Raw genomic sequence first — 23,549 nt, forward strand, 5'->3', positions numbered from 1 at the left:
AGCACCCCACCAGACCATCTTCTCTCCAGCGGGAGGCGCATTCTACAGCGTTACAAACCGCTGTCAACCACCTCTTCAACCGCTTTCGATCCAACCTGATCGAGCCATCAACAGTGCCACTCAAACCACCCTGTCGATGCCGGCGCATTCTACTCGAATTCGCCGTCCGTGCAACCTTTATTTTCTTCTAACTGCCTGATTAACAAGGAGTTTTCAGATCAGGCCGCGCCGGAAGTGGTGCGCATTATAGGCAACCTGGTTCTCAGGTCAACGGTTTATTTCACCAGACTGTAATAAAACGGCTTTTCCGGCTTATCTATATATAAGCAGCGTTCTTAGTCCCGCTACCTGAGCCCCAGACGCCTGGCCAGGCGCTGCAGGTTGGCCCGATCAACGTCCATCTCGCGCGCCACATCGGCCCAGCGCCCAGCATGGCGAGCAAGTGCCGCCTCTATAAGGCGCCGCTGGTACTCATCCACCGCGTCACGCAATCCCGAACCAGGCGATTGCAGCTCCGATGCGGCGACCTGGAGATTCTCGTCTTCCATATGCACCATTGAGGACGGATGCAGATCCAGCGCACGGCTATCGATAGTGAGGATCTGCGGACGCTCCACGCAGGCCGACAAGGCCTTGATAGCCGCACGGCCGATCAGGTGTTCCAGCTCTCGGACGTTTCCTGGCCAATCGTGTTGCAGCAGCGTCTTCTGAGCATCTGGCGCGAGACGCAAGCTACGCAGCCCCAAGCGAGCCCGGTTGTCCTCGAGGAAGTAGCCGGCGAGCAGCAGCACATCACGGCCCCGCTCACGCAGCGCAGGGACTTTCAGGGGATAGACGCTAAGACGGTGATAGAGGTCGGCCCGGAAGCGTCCGGCGCGTACCTCCTCCGCAAGGTCGCGATTGGTCGCCGCCAGCACCCGCACATCCACACGATGCTCACGATCCGATCCCACTCGCTGCAGTTGCCCGCTCTGCAACACCCTCAGCAGCTTGGACTGCACCGCCAGCGGCAATTCACCGACCTCGTCGAGAAACAGGGTGGCGCCATCGGCCACTTCGAACTTGCCACGCCGCTCACTGACAGCGCCCGAGAACGCCCCGCGAACGTGACCGAACAGCTCGCTCTCCACCAGGGTATCCGGCAACGCCGCACAGTTGATGCTGACCATTGGCCGCGAAGCGCGGGAGGAAGCGGCATGCAGCGCCTCGGCCACCAGATCCTTGCCCACTCCGGTTTCACCGCTGATCAATACGGTCAGGTCACTGCTACCGACCAGTTCGATCTCCTGCAACAACGCCTTGTGCCTTGGGCTCTGGCCGATCATCTCCCGTGGCCGCACGCCGCCAGCGGCCTGTTTATAGAGTTCGGCCCGCCGCTGTTCGTCTTCCACGCGCCCCAGCAAAAGGCTGATGCGCTCGCTGGCCGCCACCGTCGCAGCCGCCAGACTGGCAAAAGCCTCCAGCATGCCCAGATCGACACGACCAAAACTGCTCGACTGCAGAGAGTCCAAGGTCAGCAGCCCCCAGATCCGCTCCTTTATATAGAGCGGGCAGCCCAGACAGTCGTGTACTTCCAGATGCCCGTGCTGCCCTTCTAGCAATCCGTCATAGGGATCGGGCAGTTCGCAGTCCGCGGCGAAGCGCGTCGGCCCACGGTGCTGCAACAACTCATGCAGACGTGGATGCTCGCTCACCTTGAAGCGTCGCCCCATGGTATCGGCGCTGAGCCCTTCTACGGACAGCGGTACCAAGACATCCCCATCGAGCCTGAGCAATGCCACGGCATCACAGGGAAACAGCTGCCGCAGCACTGCCAATAAACGCCGATAGCGTTCGCTCTCCGGCAAGTCGCGAGACAGATCATCGACCAGTGGGAGGAGAGCGACGAGCATAGGATTAGAAGTCATAAAGACACCGAAAGAGTCATAACGACACATCACAGCAAGAGTCAAAAAGACTCATAGCACGCGCAAGCCCAGTAATCCAGCGGCTTTGCGAGTTGGCACGGGATCTGTAATGACAAAGGCAGACAACACTCATGCCCTGCGACAGGAATTCATCACCATGCTGACCAGCCAACAACGCACCATCATCAAAGCCACCGTCCCATTACTGGAAACCGGCGGTGAAACCCTGACCCGACATTTCTACGCCATGATGCTGGAGGAGTATCCCGAGGTACGCCCGCTGTTCAACCAGGCTCACCAGGCCAGTGGCGACCAGCAGCGCGCGCTGGCCAATGGCGTACTTATGTATGCCCGACATATCGACCAGCTCGAAGCGCTCGGCCCGCTGGTCGGGCGTATCGTCAACAAGCACGTGGCACTGCAAATCCTGCCGGAGCACTATCCCATCGTCGGTGCTTGCCTGCTGCGCGCCATCCGCGAAGTGCTGGGCGAAGAAATCGCCACCGATGAGGTGATCGCCGCCTGGGCCGCTGCTTATGGGCAACTGGCAGACATCCTGATCGGCGCAGAGGAAAGCGCTTACCGCGAACATGAGCAGGCGCCCGGCGGCTGGCGTGGCTCGCGGGACTTCAAGGTGGTAGCCAAGACAGTGGAAAGCGAGGAGATCATCTCCTTCCTCCTGGCGCCCGTCGATGGCGGCGAGGTGCTGATTCAACAGCCCGGCCAGTACATCGGCCTGCGCATGGTCATCGACGGCAAGGAGCATCGCCGCAACTACTCGCTGTCCGCCCAGGGAAACGGCCGTGAATACCGCATCAGCGTCAAGCGCGAGGCCGACGGTAAGGTTTCCAACTATCTGCACGACCACATCCAGGTCGGTGACACCCTGGAACTGTTCCCACCGGCCGGCGATTTCGTGCTGCGCCAATCGGACAAACCACTGGCGCTGATCACTGCGGGTGTGGGCATCACCCCGGCGCTGGCAATGGTCGAAGCCGCCCGTGAGAGCGGACGCCCCATCCACTTCATTCACTACGCCCGCCATGGCGGCGTACATGCCTTCAAGAAGTGGATCGAAGCGCAGAGTCGCGATTACCCGCAGATCAGCTACCGCTTCTGCTACAGCGACCCGCGCGACGGCGACCAGTCTCATGCCCAAGGCCTGATCAGCCGCGAGCAGTTGGCCGAGTGGCTACCTGAAGAGCCGGACATCGACGCCTACTTCCTCGGGCCCAAGCCATTCATGACCCAGGTGAAGCGGCACTTGCAGGACATCGGCGTGCCCACCACCCAGTGCCACTACGAATTCTTCGGCCCGGCCAGTGAACTGGAGGACTGAGGGATCAGATCACCCCAGAATTGCGTAGCACAGCGATCTGCTCGGCTTCCAGGCCGAGCACTTCCGTCAGCACGCGCTCGGTATGCTCGCCCAGCAGCGGCGGCGCCTGGCGGTATTCGACCGGGCTGGCCGACAGGCGTAGCGGACTGGCCACCTGCGGCGTGCTGCCCGCCAGTGGATGCGGCAGATCGATACGCAGCCCTCGGGCGATAACCTGGGGATCGGCGAACACCTGAGCCAGATCGTTGACCGGTCCGCACGGCACGCCAGCCGCTTCCAGTACGCTCACCCATTCGGCAGTGCTGCGGAACACCGTGGCCTGGCGGATCAGCGGAATCAGCTCGGTGCGATGAGCGACGCGCTGACCGTTGCTGGCGAAACGGGGATCGACGCCCCACTCGGGATGCCCGGCCACTTCGCAGAACTTGCGAAACTGGCTGTCGTTACCGACCGTGAGGATCAGGTCGCCATCGGCGGTAGGGAACGCCTGATAAGGCACGATATTCGGGTGCGCATTGCCCAGGCGCTTCGGTGAGACGCCGGTAGTCAGGTAATTCATCGCCTGATTGGCCAGGCAGGCGACCTGCACGTCGAGCAACGCCATGTCGATGTGCTGGCCTTCGCCGGTCTTCTCGCGGTGCGCCAGCGCCGCCAGCACAGCGACGGTCGCATAGAGGCCGGTAAGGATATCGGTCAGCGCCACGCCGACCTTCACCGGCCCGCCGCCTTCGCTATCGCCCGGCTGGCCGGTCAGGCTCATCAGGCCACCGAGCCCCTGGATCATGAAGTCGTAGCCGGCCCGCTTGGCATAGGGACCGCTCTGGCCAAAGCCGGTGATGGAGCAGTAGATCAGCCGTGGATTGATCGCCTTCAGGCTGGCGTAGTCCAGCCCGTAAGCGGCCAGGCCGCCGACCTTGAAGTTCTCGATAAGGATGTCCGACTTGCCTGCCAGCTCGCGCACCAGGCGCTGACCTTCCACCAGGGTAAAGTCGAGGGTCAACGATTGCTTGTTGCGGTTGGCCGAGAGGAAATAGGCCGCCTCGCTGGTATCACGTCCCTCATCGTCGCGCAGGTAGGGCGGCCCCCAGTGACGGGTGTCGTCGCCGACTTTCGGGCGCTCGACCTTGATCACCTCGGCGCCAAGGTCTGCCAGGTTCTGCCCACACCAGGGCCCAGCGAGCACGCGGGAAAGGTCGAGAACACGGAGATGCGACAGAGCGGTCATAGAGAACCTCAAGCTGCAAGCCTCAAGTGGAAGCGAATTGAGGCCAGTGGTTGTCTTTGCTCTTCCTTGCGGCTTGGAGCTTGTGGCTTGCCGCTAGAAAAAAGCCTGAATACCGGTCTGCGCGCGGCCGAGGATCAGCGCATGCACGTCATGGGTGCCTTCGTAGGTGTTCACCACTTCGAGGTTGACCAGGTGCCGGGCCACGCCGAACTCGTCGCTGATGCCGTTACCGCCGAGCATGTCACGGGCCAGACGGGCGATATCCAGCGCCTTGCCGCAGCTGTTGCGCTTCATGATCGAGGTAATTTCCACCGCCGCGGTGCCCTCGTCCTTCATCCGCCCCAGGCGCAGACAGCCCTGCAGAGCCAGGGTGATTTCGGTCTGCATATCGGCCAGTTTTTTCTGGATCAGCTGGTTGGCGGCCAGCGGGCGACCGAACTGCTGACGATCCAGGGTGTACTGGCGCGCCGTGTGCCAGCAGGCCTCGGCGGCACCCAGCGCTCCCCAGCTGATGCCGTAACGGGCAGAGTTGAGACAGGTGAACGGGCCACGCAGGCCGCGCACATCCGGGAAGGCGTTCTCTTCGGGGCAGAACACGTTGTCCATGACGATCTCGCCGGTGATCGAGGCGCGCAGGCCGACCTTGCCGTGGATCGCCGGGGCCGCCAGCCCTTCCCAGCCTTTTTCCAGCACGAAACCGCGGATCTCGCCGGTGTCATCCTTGGCCCAGACCACGAAGACGTCAGCGATCGGGCTGTTGGTGATCCACATCTTGCTGCCGCTCAGGCGATAGCCGCCGTCGACCTTCTTCGCCCGGGTGATCATCGAGCCCGGATCGGAGCCATGATTGGGTTCGGTCAGGCCGAAACAGCCAATGTATTCACCGGAGGCCAGCTTGGGCAGATACTTCTGCCTGGTGGCTTCGTTACCGAACTCAAAGATAGGCACCATCACCAACGACGACTGCACGCTCATCATCGAGCGATAGCCGGAATCGATGCGCTCCACTTCGCGGGCGATCAGCCCGTAGCACACATAGTTGAGGCCACTGCCGCCGTAGGCTTCGGGAATGGTCGCGCCGAGCAGACCGGTGTCGCCCATCTCGCGGAAGATCGCCGGGTCGGTCTTCTCATGGCGGAAAGCTTCGAGTACCCGCGGCGCCAGCTTGTCGGCGGCGAACTGCTCGGCACTGCCCTGCACCATGCGTTCTTCTTCGGTGAGTTGCTGATCCAGCAGCAGCGGGTCGATCCAGTTGAAGCTTGCCTTGGCGGCCATCGCAGAATCCTCGTGCATATAGAGTTCTTATTGGACTTAGCCTAGGCAGCTACCCGCCACTCGGCAAACGAGTAATTCGCATGATGCTGTGCGAAAAGCTCACTCTGAGATAGTCTAAGCACCTGATAAGAGCACCAATTAGTGAGGCTTTTGCACTCATGCGCCGCAAGATTCCCAGTACAGCAGCCCTGATCGCATTCGAGGCCTCGGCACGCCATCAGAGCTTCACCCGCGCTGCGGACGAGCTGGCACTGACCCAGGGTGCCGTCTGCCGGCAGATCGCCGGGCTGGAAGAGTTTCTCGGCGTGGAGTTGTTTCGCCGCTCGCGGCGCGGCGTGCTGCTAACCGAAGCGGGCACCGCGTACGCCCGCAAGGTCGCCGCCCAGCTCGATGCCGTAGAGCGCGACACGCTGGCGCTGATGGGTTCGCAAGGCGCCATGAGCCTCGAACTGGCGGTGGTACCGACCTTTGGTACGCAATGGCTGCTGCCCAGGCTCAAGAACTTCCAGCGCCAGCACCCGGAGGTGACGGTGCACCTGACCAACCGCACCCGGCCGTTTCTTTTCGCCGATACCGGTTTCGACGCGGCGATCTACTTCGGCGATGGCGACTGGTCAGGTACCGAAACGCACTTCCTGATGCACGAACACCTGATACCGGTGTGCAGCCCAGCCCTGCTGCATGGCCAGGCCGCCAGCGCCGAGCGGATCGCCGAACTGCCGCTGTTGCAACAGAGCACCCGGCCCTACGCCTGGCGTCAGTGGTTTGCAGCACAGGGGCTGAATGTCGGCCGCGACATGACCGGCCCGCGGCTGGAATTGTTCTCCATGCTTGCCCAGGCTGCCTGCCACGAGATGGGCGTGGCGCTAATCCCACCGTTTCTGATCCAGCGCGAGCTGGCCGACGGCAGCCTGGTGGTCGCCCTCGACCGCCCGGTGCCTGACAACGGCCGCGCTTATTACCTGACCGTGCCGGAACGCAAGGTCGAGTCCACGGCGCTCAAAGCCTTTCGCGACTGGCTATTGGGTGAAGCGCAGCAGTATCAGGCAGTGGAGCTGAGCAGCGATGTACGGCGGCAAGGAGACGGTCGCGGCCTTTCGTAGGGTGGATCGGGGCGCGTAGCGGATGCTTTACCTACGCGGCCCGACCCGTCCACCGCTTACGATCGTAATGGTGGACAAAAAGAGCGTTGGCTACGCGCCCCGGTCCACCCTACGTCGCTTTCGCGTTCAACCGGCCAGACCGCAACGCAGCGAACATCTGCCACGGCTGATCGGCGGGAACCTCAGTCACAGACAAATGCAGTATCCTGCGCATCGCTCTTGGTCACTGCCAGAACCGCCTTGTCTCTTATCGCCTCCAGTAAAAACCTCGTCTTGCGGATCATCGCGCTCATACAGCGCCACCCCGGCGTGGTCGCGATTTTCGGTTTCCTGTCCGGGGTGGCGAGCTTCGTACTGGTCGACCGCCAGGCCGGGCTGGCCAAGGTACTGGCTCTGGTGATGCTGGTCAGCTGGTTATGGCTGATCCTGGAGAACATGCTGCGCGAGCGCATCGCCGCCCGCTTCGGCTTCGAGCTGCCGCGACCGTTGCTGCGCTACGCCACCCAGATGATCCACCAGGAAAGTCTGTTCTTCGTTCTGCCGTTCTTCTTCATCACCACCACCTGGAACAGTGGCCAGGCGATGTTCAGCGGGCTGCTGGCAGCCGCGGCACTGGTGTCGATCGTCGATCCGCTGTACTACAAGTGGTTGGCACCACGGCGCTGGATCTTCCTTGCGTATCACACGCTGGCATTGTTCGCCGTGCTGCTCACGGCGCTGCCGATCATCTTCAAGCTCAATACCACCGAGAGTTATCAACTGTCGCTGGCGGCGGCCGTGCTGCTGTCGTTCCCCAGCCTGTTCAGTATCATCATCGTGCGTAAATGGTGGCGCGGCCTGTTGCTGATCGGCCTGACCCTGGCCATCGGTACCTTCGGCTGGCTGGCGCGGGCCTGGGTGCCGCCGGCCACCCTGTGGCTGACCGAGGTGGCGATCACCACCGAGTTCGACAATCAGAATCGCTCGCCGGGCGAAGGCCTCGAAGCGTTGAGCGCCAGCCAGCTGCGCAGCACCGGCTTGTACGCCTACACGGCGATCAACGCACCACGCGGCCTCGACGAACGCATCTATCACGTCTGGAAGCATGACGGTCGTGAGCTGGAGCGCATCGCCCTGGATATCCACGGCGGACGTGAGAAGGGCTATCGGGCCTGGACGCACAAGAAGAACTTCCCGCAGAACGTGGAAGGCAGCTGGCAGATTCAGGTACTGACCGAGGCCGGACAGATGATCGGTGTGCTGCGTTTCGAGGTAACGCCCGATGCCGCCCCGCAGACAGGCAATCAAGGAGGATTGAATGAACCGCTACCTGAGCAGCCCCCTGCTGCTGATCCTGACACTGACGATCGGCGCCTGTGACAACCAGGCCGCGCTCTCCGGCGAGGAGCGCGGGCTACTGCTCAACGACAAGGACTTCGCTCACTTCAGTATCGGCAAGGGCGGCCACTACACCAAGAGCGTGCAGTACCTGACCCGCACCGTGGAGCTCAGCTACACCCACAACCCCGGCCAGGGCTTTTATCTGTACAGCGCCGTGAGCATCCATCCCACTGCTGGAGATGCGCTGATCAATGGCTATGCGGGCAATGTCGGCGCCAGCTATTCGCTGGAGAGCAACGGCCTGGAGAAGCGCGCCCTAGCCCTGAGTCCGGACTACGCCAGCGGCTCCAGCCTCGATCTGCTGAGCAAGGACGGCGAGCCGGTTGGCAACCTGTTCTTCACCCACGCGGCGAACAAGAGTGTGTTCATTCTGTTCACCGGGGTGTACTTCGAGCAGGCCGAAGACTTCGAGGATTTCATCGCACCGCGCCTGCAACGGATACGCGAGTTCAAGAGCCGCGATCCGCTGCTTAGCTGGGTTGGCGGCCTATTCGGCAGCAGCTCAGCCGAAGAACCAATAGCACACGGCAATCGCGGCGACCACGCCGGAAAACTCTGCCAGCAGTGCACAACCCACGGCATGCCGCGCGCGCTGGATACCCACTGCGCCGAAATACACGGCCAGCACGTAGAACGTGGTTTCCGTACTGCCCTGGATAACAGCCGCAGCCAGGGCCGGGAAGCTGTCGACGCCCTGGCTCTGCATGGTTTCGATCAGCATCGCCCGCGCCGCACTGCCGGAGAATGGCTTGACCATCGCCGTAGGCAGCGCGTCGACGAAGCGGGTGTCCCAGCCACCCCAGGCAACGATCCAGCGGATACCGTCCAGCGCCAGCTCCAGAGCACCGGATGCACGCAGCACACCGACCGCACAGAGCATCGCCACCAGATACGGCAGCAGGCTCTTGGCCACGTCGAAGCCTTCTTTGGCCCCCTCGATGAACTGCTCGTAAACCTGCACCTTGCGCAGCGCTCCGATCACCACGAAGGCAACGATCACCCCGAACAGCGTCAGATTACCGAGCAGCGACGACAACGCCGCCAGCGCCGTGGCGGACATACCGGCAAGCAGCGCCATGAAACTGCCGAGCAGCAGCGCGCCGGGAATCATATAGGCCAACACCACCGGATCCCACAGGCGCAGGCGCTGCATGATGGCCACGGAGAACAACCCGACCAGAGTCGAGACACTGGTCGCCAGCAGGATCGGCAGGAACACCAGGGTCGGGTCGGGTGCGCCTTGCTGGGCGCGGTACATGAAGATGGTGACCGGCAGCAGGGTCAGGGACGAAGCGTTGAGAACCAGAAAGAGGATCTGCGCATTGCTCGCCGTGGTGCTGCTCGGATTGAGATCCTGCAAGGCACGCATGGCCTTGAGGCCGATGGGCGTGGCGGCGTTGTCCAGGCCCAGGCCGTTGGCCGCGAAGTTCATGGTGATCAAACCAAGGGCCGGATGGCCGCGCGGCACCTCAGGCATCAGCCGGGCGAACAGAGGGCCGAGCACGCGTGCCAGGGCATCCACCAGGCCAGCTTTCTCGGCGATGCGCAGCAGCCCGAGCCACAGGGTCAGTGTGCCGAACAGCAGCACCATCACTTCGACCGACAGTTTGGCCATGGCGAACAGGCTTTCCACCATCGCACCGAATACTGCCGGATCGTCGGCCAGCAGCCAACGGCTGAACCCCGCTACCGCCGCTACCACGAAAAAGCTCAGCCACAAGCCGTTGAGCATAGGTCACCCCCTTGAACATAGCGGCTGATGATAACGCGGCTACGGCAGGTAAGTGGGAAGCTACCGGCTAGTCGTATGTGGGGATTTGTCGGGATGAGTAGATAATGCAACGGCGCCAGAAGGCGCCGTCAGGAGCATCAGTACCAGTTGGGGTCTTTCTTCAACTGTTCCTGTAGCAGTTGCTTGATTCCGTCGTCCGGCTCACCGAGCCAACGCAGATCAGCATGCTCACTGGGTGTCTTGTCCTCGGGTAAACCTTCGGGCAACTGCACCCAGAGCGCGTAGGCATCGTCCTTGTCCGGGGTGAAGGCGACGTAAAGGCGCTGGTTGAAGCAATTGGATGTTTCGCACAACTGCCCGACCAGATACGGGTCGCCGTCTTCCTCCAGCGTTTTCATGGGCATGGCCACGCCGCTGAGGTTGATTATCCATTCGGGTAAGCGCTCCTCATCCTGGATCAGTTCCTTCCAGGCTTCACGATAGTCCGGGTTACTGCCGAGCAGTTCGTTCAGGCGGAACTCACCATCCGTATTGGCGGCCAAGGCCGCCGCGCTGCCGCCCAGCATCAGGGCGGCAACGAGCGTCGTGAATCGATTCATCATCATGCCTCGACTAGCCCCGTGGGCGGCGACCCATGATGAACGAAACGATGAACATGACCAGGAACACCACGAAAAGGATTTTCGCGATACCTGTGGCAGTGCCCGCGATACCACCGAAGCCCAGAACGGCAGCGACAATGGCGATGATCAGAAAGGTAATAGCCCAACTCAGCATGGCGTTTCTCCTTGGTTTTTTGAGGTCTTACGGGTGTAGCACTTGGGAATCAGCAGGCGTTTCAAAACACCCAACGGGTTTGCTTGGCCGGCGCTTCCACGGCTTCGATACGCACCCAATCACCTGTGGTCTGCACGCTTACAGTCTGCAAGGAGGCTGGAGCAGCGGAGACGGTGGCAGGCTGAATGATGGCCGGCACATGGGCCTGGCTGGAAACTTGTGGCGCGGCAGCCTTCGGCTCGGGAGCTTTCAACGACACGCTCATCGACAGGATCAGAACAGCGGCGACTGCAAGGATCAGAATCTCGGTGTGGGCGCGTTGAAGGTTCATGTGAAGCTCCTCAAAATCGTTGTCGAACGGCCTGGCGTTCTCTTCATGAGTTAAGGATTGCAGCCTGCGTGCCAGCTCTGAATAAAAATAAAAAACATATAAATCAATTACTTAAAAAACAAAAACAATTGCCATTATTGGCATCCTGCACGATCACGTTACAAAGCTCGGGCGTTCTGCACGACACCAATGACGGCACATCCCTGTGCCGATCGGGTTACATGGCGTGCTTCAGGTCGCGCATGCGGTCATGACAGGCACGAATCTTGGGCATTTCCACAGCCAGGAGCGCACGTACATCCGGCTCGGCGCTTTCCAGCGCGTCCTCGAAGGCGTGCAGGATGCGATCCTCTGCTTCTTCCAGTTGCGCCACATAGGTAGCTTCTTCATCGCTGGACAACGTTGCGCGAGCATCGGCATAGGCCTGGCGCAGCTTGCCAACCACTGTGCCACTTGAGGTGGGCTCCTCCTGATTGGCCGCGACCTTGACCGACAGAGCCTGGATAACCTGGTTCTTGGTTTGCGACATGTCGCGGAACAGCGCCTGCAGGCGCACATCCTTGACCTCGCCGTAGGCATGCTCATAGAAACGCTGGCCGTCACGGATGATGGCGATCAGTTCGTTCAGTTGATCGGTCTTGTTGCTCATGGCGGTACTCCTGTTTCTTCATAGGCAGTGCCGTCGGCGTCACTGCATAAACCGGCGGTCGCAACCGACCACCTCTCTTGATGCTCTTTTTAGCTGGCGATGCGCAGGGCGTCGGCATCGACGCCGCGCACGCCGCGGATATTGCGTGCGGTTTCCACAGCCAGGCGCTTCTCGGCGTTACTCAGCACGGTGCCACTGAGGCTCACGAAACCGTCGCGGGTCTCGACCTTGATGTTCAGGCTGTCGAGGTTGCGGCTATAGAGGAAACTGGACTTAACCTTGCTGGTGATCCACGAATCGCTGATCGAGGCAGCGGCGTCGTTGGCGGCGTTCTGCGCCTCGGCCGAGGTGCTGTCTGCCGTACTGATGCTCAGGTGGTTGTGGACTTCACGAACCCCTTCGGTATTGGTGACCAGCTCACCGGCCAGTTCCTTGGCCACCGGCGTACCGGCATTGCCGCTCAGGCTGACCACGCCGCTTTCGGCGCGCACCTGTATATCCAGGCCCTCGGTGTTGCTGTTCCACAGCAGCTTGGATTTCACCGTAGCCGCCAGGGTGGCATCATCGAAGCGCTGGGCCAAGGTCTTGTCGGTAGTGATCCGTGCCTGCTCGTCGACCATGGGCACCTCGAGGCCTGGATCGACCTCGAGATCGTTGTTCACATCACGAACGCCATCGATGTTGCCCGCCAACTCGGCAGCCAACTCACGCTCCGCGGTGTTTTCCACCACGCCCTTGAGCGTGGCTCTGCCATCCTCCACGGCAACCTCGATCTCGAAGGGGCTCAGGTGTCGGTTAAGGGCGAACGCCGTATCGATGGCACCCTGCTGCCGGGCATCGCTCAGCTGCCGGCTAATACCCTCCTCAGCCGCCTGGGCGAGCGGAGCCAGGGTGATAAGACCGGTGATGGCCATGGCCAGTGCGGATTGTCTCAACAGCATGTAACGCCTCCTCCTAGGTTCAAAAATGCCGCAGCAAAGCAGCCATGGAGATGTCGCAAGTGCTATGCCAGCCGCCCAAAAAATAAAAACCAACTAAAATCAGCCGTTTAAATCCAAAGCATGGCAGCTGGCCGCTTGCACGATGCAAGATCACGTCATACTGGCCGTGCAACTTGCACGAAGATTTTCGGACTAATCTCTGCCATCCACCCCATGGAGCACGTAAATGGAAGCAACAGGTCAGAGCGGGCGCATCCTGCTGGTCGACGACGAAGCGGCTATCCTGCGTACCTTCCGCTATTGCCTGGAGGACGAGGGCTATCAAGTCACCACCGCCAACAGCGCTTCGCAAACCGAGTCGCTGCTACAACGGCAGGTGTTCGATATGTGCTTCCTCGACCTGCGCCTGGGGGATGAAAACGGCCTCGACGTGCTGGCGCAGATGCGCATCCTCGCGCCCTGGATGCGCGTGGTGATCGTCACCGCGCATTCGGCCATCGACAGTGCGGTGGATGCGATGCAGGCCGGTGCCGCCGACTATCTGGTCAAGCCGTGCAGCCCGGATCAACTGCGCCTGGCCGCCGCCAAGCAGTTGGAAGTGCGCCAACTGTCAGCACGCCTGGAAGCCCTGGAAGGCGAAGTACGCAAACCCAGTGACGGTATCGACTCGCACAGCCCGGCGATGATGGCGATCCTGGAAACGGCCCGACAGGTGGCGACCACCGACGCCAATATCCTGATCCTCGGCGAGTCGGGCACCGGTAAAGGCGAACTGGCGCGCGCCATCCACGGCTGGAGCCGCCGCGCCAAGAAATCCTGTGTGACCATCAACTGCCCATCGCTGACTGCCGAACTGATGGAAAGCGAGCTGTTCGGTCACAGCCGCGGCGCCTTTACCGGCGCCAGCGAAAGCACCCTGGGTCGGGTCAACCAGGCGGATGGCGGCACGCTGTTTCTCGACGAGATCGGTGACTTCCCGCTGACCCTGCAACCCAAACTGCTGCGTTTCATTCAGGACAAGGAATACGAACGCGTGGGCGACCCCGTGACCCGTCATGCCGACGTGCGCATCCTCGCGGCGACCAACCGCGACCTCGCCGAGATGGTCAAGGAGGGGAATTTCCGCGAAGACCTGCTGTACCGCCTGAACGTCATCACCCTGAACCTGCCGCCGCTGCGCGAACGCGCGGACGACATCCTCACCCTGGCCGACCGCTTCCTCGCCCGTTTCGTCAAGGATTACGCCCGCCCCGCCCGCGGTTTCAGCGAAGAGGCACTGAAGGCACTGCTCGACTATCAGTGGCCTGGCAATATCCGCGAGCTGCGCAACGTGATCGAGCGTGCCAGCATCATCTGCCCCGGCGAATGGGTGGATGTCGCCCACCTGGGCATGAGCGCGCCGACCACCAACAGCGCGCCGCGTGTGGGCGCCGACCTTAGCCTCGAAGAACTGGAAAAGGCGCATATCTCGGCGGTGCTGGCCAACAGCGATACCCTCGATCAAGCCGCCAAGACACTGGGCATCGACGCTTCGACCCTGTATCGCAAACGAAAGCAGCTCGGTCTATGAAGCTTCGCAGCAAGCTGTTTCTCAGCACCAGCGCCCTGCTCACCGTCGCCTTGCTGGGCCTGATGCTGAGTATCTTCAGCGTGCTGCAGCTTACCCAGTCGCAAAACCAGACGCTGGCACACAACCTGAAGGTCATCAGCGAAAGCCTCGACCTGCGCCAGGAGCTGGGCAAGCAGCTGTTTCTGATGCTCAGTGAGGATTTCGACCAGCAGACGGTGCAGAGCCTGCAGGAATCCGATCGGCGCATCCGCAAATGGATCGACGATGGCTTGAAGGCAAACACAACGGACAGTGACCGTCAGGCGATCGTCGAGATCCAGACCGACTATCAGAAATTCAGCCGCCTGCTCGAAGATCCACTGGCCGTGCGCCACGAGCTGCTCATCAATGACGATTTCGCCAAGATCATCGAAACCGTTCGCGACCGCCTCAACACCTTGCAAATGAGCTATGTGGCTGCCGTGCAGCACTCGGAAGCCAAAGCCCGCGAGCGCGCCTGGCTGATCGCCGGGCTGTTGGGGCTGGTCGGTCTGGCGGTATTGGTGATCGGTTTCATCACCGCCCACACCATCGCCCGCCGGGTCGGCCAACCCATCGATGCCCTGGCCCGCGCCGCCGATCAGATTGGCCGGGGAGATTTCCAGGTAACGCTGCCGATTACTCCGGTTGCCGAACTGTCTGCGCTGAGCCGCCGCTTCGGCCTCATGGCGGAAAGCCTGCGCCAGCTCAAGAGCAGCAACGTCGAGGCGCTGATGGCCGAACAGCACCGCCTGCAGGCGGTGCTCGACAGCATCGACGACGGCCTGTTGATCTTCGGTCGCGATGGCCTGCTGGAACATTTCAACCCGGTCGCCCAGCGACAGCTCGGCTGGCACGACCAGCCGCTCGGTCAAAGCCCCAGCCAGGCCCTGGCGCGCCCCGAACTGGATGACCAGCTGCAGCACGTATTGCAGGGCCACAGCCTGGAACAGCGGCTGGCGGATCTGCAGGTCGAAGCGAACGGCGAAACCCGCCTGCTCAAGTACAGCCTGACGCCGGTCAGCCACAGTCAGGGGCATATCCTCGGCGCCGTGATGGTGCTGCATGACGTCACCGAACAGCGTGCCTTCGAGCGAGCCCGTAACGAGTTCGTGCTGCGCGCCTCCCACGAGCTGCGCACACCGGTGACCGGCATGCACATGGCGTTCGGCCTGTTGCGCGAGCGCAGCAAGTTCGCCGAAGAGTCCCGCGAAGCCGATCTGGTGCGCATCCTCGACGAGGAAATGGAACGCCTGGTGCACCTGATCGAGGATCTGCTGAATTTCTCGCGCTACCAGAGCGGCGTGCAGAAACTCGAGTTGGCGCCTTGTGACATTCCCGATCTGCTCGAACAGGCCGCCAAACGACACGCTGGCAAGGCGCAGGCACTACAGGTCAGTCTGGCGCTGGAGACGGGCGAGGCACTGCCGCGCATCCATCTGGATCGGGCACAGATCGACCGCGTACTCGATCACCTGATCGACAACGCCCTGCGTCACAGCCCCGAGTCCGGAACCATCAATCTGCAGGCGCAACGCCAGGACGACCGGCTGCTGATCAGCGTCAAGGATGAAGGTGAAGGCATCGCCTACGGCCAGCAGGCCAGGCTGTTCGAACCCTTCGTACAGATCGGTCGCAAGAAGGGCGGCGCCGGGCTCGGCCTGGCACTGTGCAAGGAAATCGTCCGGCTGCATGGCGGGCGCATCGGTGCCGAATCCCAGCCTGGCCAGGGCGCGCGCTTCCATATGGCACTGCCACTGTAAGCAGGCAAACACAGTACGGGCGCCACATTGGCGGCGCCCCCGCTATGCCTTGCCCATGCGGTTGAGCACCAGCAGCAGCGCCGCTGTTTCCGCGTCCGGCTGGCCATCGTAGAGCGCTTGCCGGTACTTCATCTGGAAGGCCCGGATCACGTTGCGCGTGGCTTCGTCGAGGACACCGGTGTCTGGCACCACGTACCCCAGCTCCGCCAACTGCTGCTGAAACCACTCGATGTCTGGCAGGCTGACACTGAAGGCAGCCTGTTCACGCGCCACGACGGCGGCATTCGGCCAGGGCATCAGGCCGGCATCGGCCAGTTGCTTCCAGGGAAACAGCGGGCCCGGATCGACCTTGCGCTGCGGCGCGATATCGCTGTGACCGATGATGCTGCCAGGCGGCAGCTGGTGGCGCTGCATGATGTCCTTGAGCAGCACGATCAGCGCGTCGATCTGCGGCTGGGCATAAGGCTGCCAGTAACGCCCTTTGGGCGTATCGAAGTACCCCTGATTGATCAGTTCGATACCGATGGTAGTGCCGTTGAGCCAGGTGCGGCCCTGCCACTCGCTGACCCCGGCGTGCCAGGCACGACGATTCTCATCCACCAATTGGTAGATGGTCGGCGGCACCGCGTTGATCAGATAGTGAGCACTGACTTCTTCCTTGGTCAGCAGCTCCAGGGATCGTGGCAGGTCGGCCGAGGTGTAGTGCAGCACGATGTACTGCACCCGGCTGCTCTGACCGCTGGATGTGTAGCTGTGATCGATGCGTGGCCCGCTGCTGCAACCGGCGAGCAGGAGGGCGAACAAGGCAAGACTGAAGAATTTCATGGCTGGATATGCAATACGCTTTGTAGATTGTCCAGCAGCATGTCGACGCTGAGCATGATCAACAGCATGCCCATCAGTCGCTCCACTGCGGTCAGCCCGCGAGGGCCGAGGAAACGCTGCAGCGTCGAGGCCTGCAGCAGGATGAAGGCGGTCGCGGCCCAGGCCAGCAACACACCCAGATAAAGCTCCCAGAGTTGCCCCTCGTGGGTGTTGCGCAGCGTCATCAGCACCGCCAGTGCCGAAGGCCCGGCCACCGCCGGGGTGGCCAACGGAACCAGCATTGGCTCGCCGTCAGGGACATCGCCCAGCAGGCCCTGCGGGCTGGGGAAAATCAGGCGCATGGCGATGACGAACAGGATGATACCCCCGGCAATCGCCGTTGCCTCCCGCGACAGGCCCAGAGCGCTGAGCACTTTGTCACCAAAGGTAAGGAACAGTAGCAGCAATGCCAAGGCGAATAGCAGCTCACGGGCGGCCACGCGGAAGCGACGCTCGGGCGCGACGTTCTTCAACGCGGCGATATAGATGGCGATGTTGCCGAACGGGTCGGTGACCAGAAAGATCAGAACGGCGATGCTGACGATGTCCATAGGGGCTCCTGAAAACAGCCGCACAGTCTAGTGGCTACTGCAGCCGACGTCAGTCAGCAATGCACCGTCGTATTACCGTCCACGAACCGCCAGCAGGCGACGCTGAACTTGTCGCACCACTCGGTAATCCATATGCAGACCACTATGAGGGAACATCCCATGCGTGCGCTGCTCTGGTTCAAACAGGATCTACGCCTCGACGATCATCCCGCACTGCAGGCTGCCCTTGGCGCCAACCATCTCCTGCCCCTGTACGTGCTCGACCCGGCGCTGCTGCAGCTCGATGAGTTCGGCAGCCGACGCATCGGCGTGCACCGTGCGCGTTTTCTGCTGGAGAGCCTGAGCGCCCTCGACAGCGCCCTGCGCCAGCGCGGCTCGAAACTCCTGGTGATAAACGGCAAGCCGGAAGAAGTGATCGTGCAGATGGTCGAACAGTTCGACCTGCAGCAGGTTCTGACCCTCGACGAAATCGCCCCGCAGGAACTCGCACAGCTCGCTCGCATACGCGAAAATCTTGGCGCCGTTCCCCTGCGTACGGCGCAGAGCAACGGCTTGTTCAGCGAAACCGAACTGCCATGCCCTCTGAAACAATTACCGCGGGTGTACAGCCAGTTCCGCGCCCTGATCGATGCACGCCAGTACGTGTTCCAGCCCCAGGCCGCACCGGATCAGTTGCCACCATTGCCGGAGGGCGTCGATACACAGGCCTTCGGCCTGCCGACCCGATTCCAGTTCGGCCTTGGCGATGCCCTGAGCGTCGCGCCGAGCGCATTCCCCTTCTCGGGAGGCGAAATCGCTGCCCAGGCACGGCTGCGTGATTACCTGTGGGACAGCCAGGGCGTGCGCCGCTACAAGGAAACACGCAACGGCATGATCGGCAGCGAATACTCGTCGAAGTTCTCGCCCTGGCTGGCCAACGGCAGCCTGTCGCCGCGCCGTACCGCCGCCGAGTTGCGCCGCCATGAATCACTCTACGGTGCCAACGAGTCCACCCACTGGCTGTGGCTGGAGCTGCTGTGGCGCGAATTCTTTCGCTGCACTCTGCAGCGCCATGGCCAGGCACTGTTCGAGGCTGGCGGCCTGAAGGCCACCGAGCGTGCTCCGCAGCAGATCGATGAACGCTTCGAGCGTTGGGCGCAAGGCCGCACCGGGATGCCGCTGGTCGACGCCAACATGCGCGAGCTGGTCGCCACCGGTTTCATGTCCAATCGGGGCAGGCAGGTGGCCGCCAGTTACCTGGTCAGCGACCTGCAGCAGGACTGGCGCCATGGCGCCGCCTGGTTCGAGGAGCACCTGATCGACTACGATCCGGCCAGCAACTGGGGCAACTGGGCCTACCTCGCCGGAGTCGCCAGCGATCCGCGGCTCAAGCGCAAGTTCAACGCACTCAAGCAAGCCCGCCAGTACGACCCTCAGGGCGAGTACGTGAGCTTGTGGATTCCGGAACTGCGCAGCCTGCCCGAACATCTACGCCACACGCCATTCCTGCTACCGCACCTGCAGCTGGAAGCGATCAACTATCCGCGGCTGGAGCAGATTCCGGAATCCTGGCAGCAGCATCTCAACGACGCTGCATGACAGGCTTAACGAGCTGTTCGGCGATTGCGAGAATGGTTGATGACCAGCGTGTCGAGGGTGGTGAGTCAGATGCGGCTTAGCCACCTGGCGTGAAGTGCTTCTGGGTGGTGCCGCGGGCGATCAGCCGTGACAGGTAATCCAGCTTTTGCGGGTCACGGTCGACGAAACGCACTATCACCTGCAGCCATTCACTATCGGGCTTTGGCTCGAAGGCGGCGATGCTGTGCAGATAGCCGTTGAGACGTGCCACTTCCGACGCCTCGCCCTGCTCCAGATCGAGCACCACGCTTTCCAGCACTTGAGGAATCAGCTCGCCGCGTTTGACCACCAGCAACGCCTCCTTGAGGCTCAGAGCCTTGACCACACAGGCCATCGTGCCACCCGACAGACGCATCTGACCCTGGCTGCGGCCCATCGGCGTGCTTGACACAGCCTTGGCGGAAGCCGGACTGACGCTGGGCGCCGCCTGCTGCGCTGCGCCGGGCGGGCGCACCACTTCGGCTTTGCCGGCAGTCAGCGCCGCCAGCGAATCATTGGCGAAGGCGCCGGTACTGAGCATCTTCGGCGGAGCAGACGCCATCAGTCGCGCAAGCTTGCCACTGCGCTGCAAGGCCTTCTTGACCTTGGTGATCAGTTGTTCGTTGGAGAACGGCTTGCCAATGAAGTCCGAGACACCGGCCTGAATGGCCTGCACGACGTTTTCCTTGTCGCCACGGCTGGTGACCATGATGAACGGCACACCTTTCAGCGCTTCCTGTTCACGGCACCATTGCAGCAGCTCAAGCCCCGACATCTCCGGCATTTCCCAATCACAGAGGATCAGGTCGATCGGGTTACGGCCGAGCACCTGCTGGGCCTTGCGCCCATTGACGGCTTCCTCGATCTGGATACCGGGAAGATGGTCGCGTAGCCCCTTCTTCACCAGATCGCGGATAAAGGTGGCATCGTCCACCACCAATACACTGACTTTGCTCATCGACCACTCCCTCGAATGGTCATTAGCATAGTCGCGGGCACTGACCTAAGGCCAATACTAAAGCGTAACGCTGCGGAGCGCGTGGAGACAGCCTCCCCTCATCGGGTATCCACGCGTTCTCAGGTTACCAGGCGGCCAGGATCACTCTTTGGCGCCGCCCTGCACTTCTTCCTGCATGCGGGTCAGGCCGATGTGCTTGACGTCGGTGCCGCGCACCAGATAGATCACCAGTTCAGCGATATTGCGCGCGTGATCGCCGATACGCTCCAGCGAACGCAGCGCCCAGATCACGTTGAGCACGCGGGAGATCGAACGCGGGTCTTCCATCATGTAGGTGACCAGCTCGCGCAGCGCCGTCTTGTACTCGCGGTCGACGGTCTTGTCGTACTGCGCGACCGACAACGCCAGGTCGGCGTCGAAACGGGCGAAGGCATCCAGCGCCTCCTGCACCATCTTGCGCACCTGATCACCGATGTGGCGAACCTCGACATAGCCGCGTGGCGACTCGCCTTCTTCGGTGAGCAGGATCGCGCGCTTGGCGATCTTGGTCGCTTCGTCGCCGATGCGCTCCAGGTCGATCACCGACTTGGAGATGCTGATGATCAGGCGCAGATCCGAGGCCGCCGGCTGGCGACGGGCGAGGATGCGTACGCATTCCTCGTCGATGTTGCGTTCCATCTGGTTGATCTGGTCGTCGATCTCGCGTACTTGCTGGGCCAGGCCGGAGTCGGCCTCGATCAGCGAAGTGACGGCGTCGTTGACCTGCTTCTCGACCAGGCCGCCCATGGCCAGGAGGTGACTGCGTATATCCTCCAGCTCGGCGTTGAACTGCTGGGAAATGTGATGGGTCAGGCTGTCTTTGTTGATCATCTTGGTCGCTCCGCGAGCCTCAAGCTTCAAGCTTCAAGCTGCAAGTTAATCGTCGTCGTGAATCGCTCTTGCTTGCCGCTTGAAGCTTGCGGCTTGCAGCTGCTGTCAGCCGTAACGCCCGGTGATGTAGTCCTCGGTCTGTTTCTTCTCGGGGTTGGTGAACAGCGCGTCGGTATCGCCGAACTCGATCAGCTTGCCCATGTACATGAACGCCGTGTAGTCGGACACCCGGGCAGCCTGCTGCATGTTGTGGGTGACGATGACGATGGTGTACTTGGATTTCAGTTCGTAGATCAGCTCTTCGACCTTCAGCGTGGAGATCGGATCGAGGGCCGAGCAAGGCTCGTCGAGCAGCAGCACTTCCGGCTGTACCGCCACCGTGCGGGCGATCACCAGGCGCTGCTGCTGGCCGCCGGACAGGCCGAGGGCCGAGTCATGCAGGCGATCCTTGACCTCATCCCACAGCGCGGCGCTCTTCAGGCCCCATTCCACGGCCTCGTCGAGCACGCGCTTCTGGTTGATGCCCTGAATGCGCAGGCCGTAGACCACGTTCTCGTAGATGCTCTTGGGAAACGGGTTGGGCTTCTGGAACACCATGCCGACGCGACGACGCAGTTCGGCGACGTCTTCGCCCTTGCGGTAGATGTTGCGGCCGTCGATGTTGATCTCGCCTTCCACGCGGCAACCGTCGACCAGATCGTTCATCCGGTTGAAGGTACGCAGCAGGGTCGACTTGCCGCAGCCGCTCGGGCCGATGAAGGCGGTCACGCGCTGCTTGGGGATGTTCATCTTGACGTCGTACAGGGCCTGCTTGTCGCCGTAGAACAGGTTCAGGCCCGGTACTTCGATGGCCACGGTTTCGTTGGCCAGGTCGAGGCTCTGCTTGTCACGGCCCAAGGCCGAGATGTCGATGCCGTGGGTAGCGGTTTCGTGTTGCATAAGTGCTCACTCCGTTCGCAGCGCCAAGCTGCAAGCTGCAAGCTGCAAGCCCGTCCGCCGCGCTTCTGCTTGAAGCTTGCGGCTTTGAGGCTTGCGGCTCGGATTTAGTGGTCCAGGGCCTTGTACTTCTCGCGCAGGCGGTTGCGCATGTAAACGGCCGTCAGGTTGAGAATTGCGATCACCATTACCAGCAGCAGCGCGGTGGCATAAACCAGCGGCCGCGCGGCCTCGACGTTGGGGCTTTGGAAGCCGACGTCATAGATATGGAAGCCCAGGTGCATGATCTTCTGGTCGAGGTGCAGGTAAGGATAGTTACCATCGACCGGCAGGCTCGGCGCCAGTTTCACCACACCGACCAGCATCAGCGGCGCCACTTCGCCCGCGGCACGGGCCACGGCGAGGATCAGACCGGTCATCATCGCCGGGCTGGCCATCGGCAGCACCACGCGCCAGAGGGTTTCGACCTTGGTCGCGCCCAGCGCCAGGGAGCCTTCACGCAGCGCCCGTGGAATACGCGCCAGACCTTCCTCGGTGGCGACGATCACCACCGGCACGGCGAGCAGTGCCAGGGTCAACGAGGCCCACAGCAGGCCCGGCGTGCCGAAGGTCGGTGCCGGCGCTGCCTCGGGAAAGAACAGGCGGTCGATCGAGCCACCCAGCACGTAGACGAAGAAGCCCAGGCCGAACACGCCGTAGACGATCGCCGGGACACCGGCCAGGTTGTTGACCGCGATGCGGATCACTCGGGTCAGCGGGCCCTGCTTGGCGTATTCGCGCAGATAGATCGCCGCAACCACGCCAAACGGGGTGACGATGACCGCCATGATCAGGGTCATCATGATGGTGCCGAAGATCGCCGGGAAGATACCGCCCTCGGTATTCGCCTCTCGCGGATCGTCGCTGACGAACTCCCACAGCTTGCTGCCGTAGAAGCTGAGCTTGTCGAGGGTCGACATCGCGTTCGGGCGGAAAGCGCGCACCACTTTGCCGAGGCTTATTTCCTGCTCGCGGCCATCGGCCGAACGAACGGTCATGCTGTCGCGATTGAACTGCTGATGACGGGCATTCAGCTCGGCTTCCAGCACCTTGTACTCGGCATCCCAGCGGGCACGCTCGGCGTCGAGGTCGGCCTGGGCCGCGTCGGTCAATCCACCGCTGAGTTCCAGCTTGCGGGTCTGCAGACGGACGCGTTCGAGACCGGCGTTGATGCGGCCGATATCACGTTTCTCCAACTGCACGATCTGGCCGTGCAGATCGTCGACGCGCTCGATGCGCTTCTGCAGCTCGGCCCAGGCGGCATCGCCTTCGGCAACCAGCTTGCCGTCTTCCTTGACGTTGATCAGGTAGCCGTAGAAGTTGCCCCACTCGCGGCGCTCGAAGGCGGTCAGGGTCTCGGGCTTGCGCTGCTCACTGAGCCATTCGCCGACTACCCAGGAGAAGTCCGCGCCATACAGATCGCGGTTACCGACCTTGAGCAGCTCGCGAGTCATGAACTCGCCGCCCTCGACGTTCACCGGCAAGCCGGCAGAGGCCAGGCGGGCACGGGGAATTTCTTCCTTCTGCACCACTTCGCCGGCCATGATCTTGGCTTCTTCACCAGGGATCTGGTAGCTGGCCTCGATGATGTCGGCCGGCCAGAAGTGGGCCAGACCACGGGTGGCGATCACGGCCAGCAGACCCAGGGTCATGATGATGGCGATGGATACCGCACCGGCGTTCATCCAGATCCAGGGCGAACCGCTCTTGAACCAGGATTTCATG

At 62.0% G+C, this 23,549-nt stretch carries 21 protein-coding genes; 6 read left to right on the forward strand and 15 right to left on the reverse strand.

All coding sequences use genetic code 11. The annotated features are described in order from the left end of the window. Positions 1–344 precede the first annotated feature (344 nt). Positions 345–1,907 carry a nitric oxide reductase transcriptional regulator NorR gene (gene norR / locus DNK10_RS10745; RefSeq protein ID WP_131181475.1) on the reverse strand — a complete coding sequence of 521 codons (1,563 nt, stop codon included), beginning with the start codon at positions 1,905–1,907 and terminating at the stop codon, positions 345–347. A gap of 157 nt (positions 1,908–2,064) precedes the next feature. On the opposite strand from norR, the gene hmpA reads away from it, so the two are divergent. Continuing rightward, entirely contained in the window at positions 2,065–3,246 is a 1,182-nt protein-coding gene (gene hmpA, locus DNK10_RS10750; RefSeq protein WP_131181482.1) for an NO-inducible flavohemoprotein, read from the forward strand. Positions 3,247–3,250: 4 nt separating this feature from the next. On the opposite strand, the gene DNK10_RS10755 is transcribed toward hmpA, so the two are convergent. Together DNK10_RS10755 and DNK10_RS10760 are read right to left on the reverse strand one after the other, a co-directional pair. Further along, positions 3,251–4,471 carry a CaiB/BaiF CoA transferase family protein gene (locus tag DNK10_RS10755; RefSeq protein WP_131181474.1) on the reverse strand — a complete coding sequence of 407 codons (1,221 nt, stop codon included), beginning with the start codon at positions 4,469–4,471 and terminating at the stop codon, positions 3,251–3,253. A 93-nt stretch (positions 4,472–4,564) separates the two neighbouring features. Then, positions 4,565–5,746, reverse strand: a complete 1,182-nt coding sequence (locus tag DNK10_RS10760) for an acyl-CoA dehydrogenase (protein WP_131181473.1) — start codon at positions 5,744–5,746, stop codon at positions 4,565–4,567. A gap of 158 nt (positions 5,747–5,904) precedes the next feature. Here DNK10_RS10760 and DNK10_RS10765 point away from each other — a divergent pair, with 158 nt between their 5' ends. Together DNK10_RS10765 and DNK10_RS10770 are read left to right on the forward strand one after the other, a co-directional pair. Next, positions 5,905–6,849 carry a LysR family transcriptional regulator gene (locus DNK10_RS10765; protein WP_131181472.1) on the forward strand — a complete coding sequence of 315 codons (945 nt, stop codon included), beginning with the start codon at positions 5,905–5,907 and terminating at the stop codon, positions 6,847–6,849. A gap of 249 nt (positions 6,850–7,098) precedes the next feature. Beyond that, entirely contained in the window at positions 7,099–8,208 is a 1,110-nt protein-coding gene (locus DNK10_RS10770) for a DUF5924 family protein (protein WP_131191894.1), read from the forward strand. Positions 8,209–8,731: 523 nt separating this feature from the next. Here DNK10_RS10770 and DNK10_RS10780 read toward each other — a convergent pair. The 6 genes from DNK10_RS10780 to DNK10_RS10805 all read right to left on the reverse strand — a co-directional run bounded on the left by DNK10_RS10780 (position 8,732) and on the right by DNK10_RS10805 (position 12,659). Beyond that, a complete protein-coding gene (locus DNK10_RS10780) occupies positions 8,732–9,961 on the reverse strand; it encodes a nucleoside recognition domain-containing protein (RefSeq protein WP_131181470.1) in 1,230 nt (409 codons plus the stop codon). A 137-nt stretch (positions 9,962–10,098) separates the two neighbouring features. Next, positions 10,099–10,560, reverse strand: coding sequence for an inhibitor of vertebrate lysozyme family protein (locus DNK10_RS10785; RefSeq protein ID WP_423228069.1), 462 nt, complete (start codon positions 10,558–10,560; stop codon positions 10,099–10,101). A gap of 13 nt (positions 10,561–10,573) precedes the next feature. Next, positions 10,574–10,738, reverse strand: coding sequence for a DUF1328 domain-containing protein (locus DNK10_RS10790; RefSeq protein ID WP_013789335.1), 165 nt, complete (start codon positions 10,736–10,738; stop codon positions 10,574–10,576). A gap of 61 nt (positions 10,739–10,799) precedes the next feature. Further along, entirely contained in the window at positions 10,800–11,069 is a 270-nt protein-coding gene (locus tag DNK10_RS10795) for a hypothetical protein (RefSeq protein ID WP_131191543.1), read from the reverse strand. A 217-nt stretch (positions 11,070–11,286) separates the two neighbouring features. After that, complete coding sequence (locus DNK10_RS10800; protein WP_131181467.1) at positions 11,287–11,718, reverse strand: PA2169 family four-helix-bundle protein; 432 nt, start codon at positions 11,716–11,718, stop codon at positions 11,287–11,289. A gap of 89 nt (positions 11,719–11,807) precedes the next feature. Continuing rightward, entirely contained in the window at positions 11,808–12,659 is an 852-nt protein-coding gene (locus tag DNK10_RS10805; protein WP_131191544.1) for a BON domain-containing protein, read from the reverse strand. Positions 12,660–12,885: 226 nt separating this feature from the next. Here DNK10_RS10805 and algB point away from each other — a divergent pair, with 226 nt between their 5' ends. Both algB and DNK10_RS10815 read left to right on the forward strand, forming a co-directional pair. Next, positions 12,886–14,229, forward strand: coding sequence for a sigma-54-dependent response regulator transcription factor AlgB (algB, locus tag DNK10_RS10810; protein WP_131191545.1), 1,344 nt, complete (start codon positions 12,886–12,888; stop codon positions 14,227–14,229). Next, entirely contained in the window at positions 14,226–16,010 is a 1,785-nt protein-coding gene (locus DNK10_RS10815) for a KinB sensor domain-containing domain (RefSeq protein ID WP_131191546.1), read from the forward strand. The genes algB and DNK10_RS10815 overlap by 4 nt, the downstream gene beginning before the upstream one ends. A 42-nt stretch (positions 16,011–16,052) precedes the next feature. On the opposite strand, the gene DNK10_RS10820 is transcribed toward DNK10_RS10815, so the two are convergent. Both DNK10_RS10820 and DNK10_RS10825 read right to left on the reverse strand, forming a co-directional pair. Next, entirely contained in the window at positions 16,053–16,835 is a 783-nt protein-coding gene (locus tag DNK10_RS10820) for an N-acetylmuramoyl-L-alanine amidase (protein WP_131191547.1), read from the reverse strand. Then, positions 16,832–17,425 (reverse strand): MarC family protein, encoded by a 594-nt coding sequence (locus tag DNK10_RS10825; RefSeq protein WP_131181462.1) that lies wholly within the window; start codon positions 17,423–17,425, stop codon positions 16,832–16,834. Before DNK10_RS10825 ends, DNK10_RS10820 begins: the two co-directional genes overlap by 4 nt. Before the next feature lie 159 nt (positions 17,426–17,584). Here DNK10_RS10825 and DNK10_RS10830 point away from each other — a divergent pair, with 159 nt between their 5' ends. Next, positions 17,585–19,003 (forward strand): DASH family cryptochrome, encoded by a 1,419-nt coding sequence (locus DNK10_RS10830; protein ID WP_131191548.1) that lies wholly within the window; start codon positions 17,585–17,587, stop codon positions 19,001–19,003. A 76-nt stretch (positions 19,004–19,079) separates the two neighbouring features. On the opposite strand, the gene DNK10_RS10835 is transcribed toward DNK10_RS10830, so the two are convergent. The 4 genes from DNK10_RS10835 to pstA form a co-directional block, all read right to left on the reverse strand. Next, the gene (locus DNK10_RS10835) at positions 19,080–19,979 is read right to left on the reverse strand and encodes a response regulator (RefSeq protein WP_131191549.1); all 900 of its coding nucleotides are present in this window, start codon (positions 19,977–19,979) and stop codon (positions 19,080–19,082) included. Positions 19,980–20,120: 141 nt separating this feature from the next. Beyond that, entirely contained in the window at positions 20,121–20,849 is a 729-nt protein-coding gene (phoU, locus tag DNK10_RS10840; RefSeq protein WP_131181459.1) for a phosphate signaling complex protein PhoU, read from the reverse strand. A 105-nt stretch (positions 20,850–20,954) separates the two neighbouring features. Continuing rightward, positions 20,955–21,788 carry a phosphate ABC transporter ATP-binding protein PstB gene (pstB, locus tag DNK10_RS10845; RefSeq protein WP_131177659.1) on the reverse strand — a complete coding sequence of 278 codons (834 nt, stop codon included), beginning with the start codon at positions 21,786–21,788 and terminating at the stop codon, positions 20,955–20,957. A gap of 104 nt (positions 21,789–21,892) precedes the next feature. Next, positions 21,893–23,548, reverse strand: coding sequence for a phosphate ABC transporter permease PstA (gene pstA, locus DNK10_RS10850; RefSeq protein WP_165495985.1), 1,656 nt, complete (start codon positions 23,546–23,548; stop codon positions 21,893–21,895). Position 23,549: the final 1 nt, after the last annotated feature.

This window comes from Phytopseudomonas daroniae (assembly GCF_004327275.1).
GTDB lineage: Bacteria > Pseudomonadota > Gammaproteobacteria > Pseudomonadales > Pseudomonadaceae > Aquipseudomonas > Aquipseudomonas daroniae.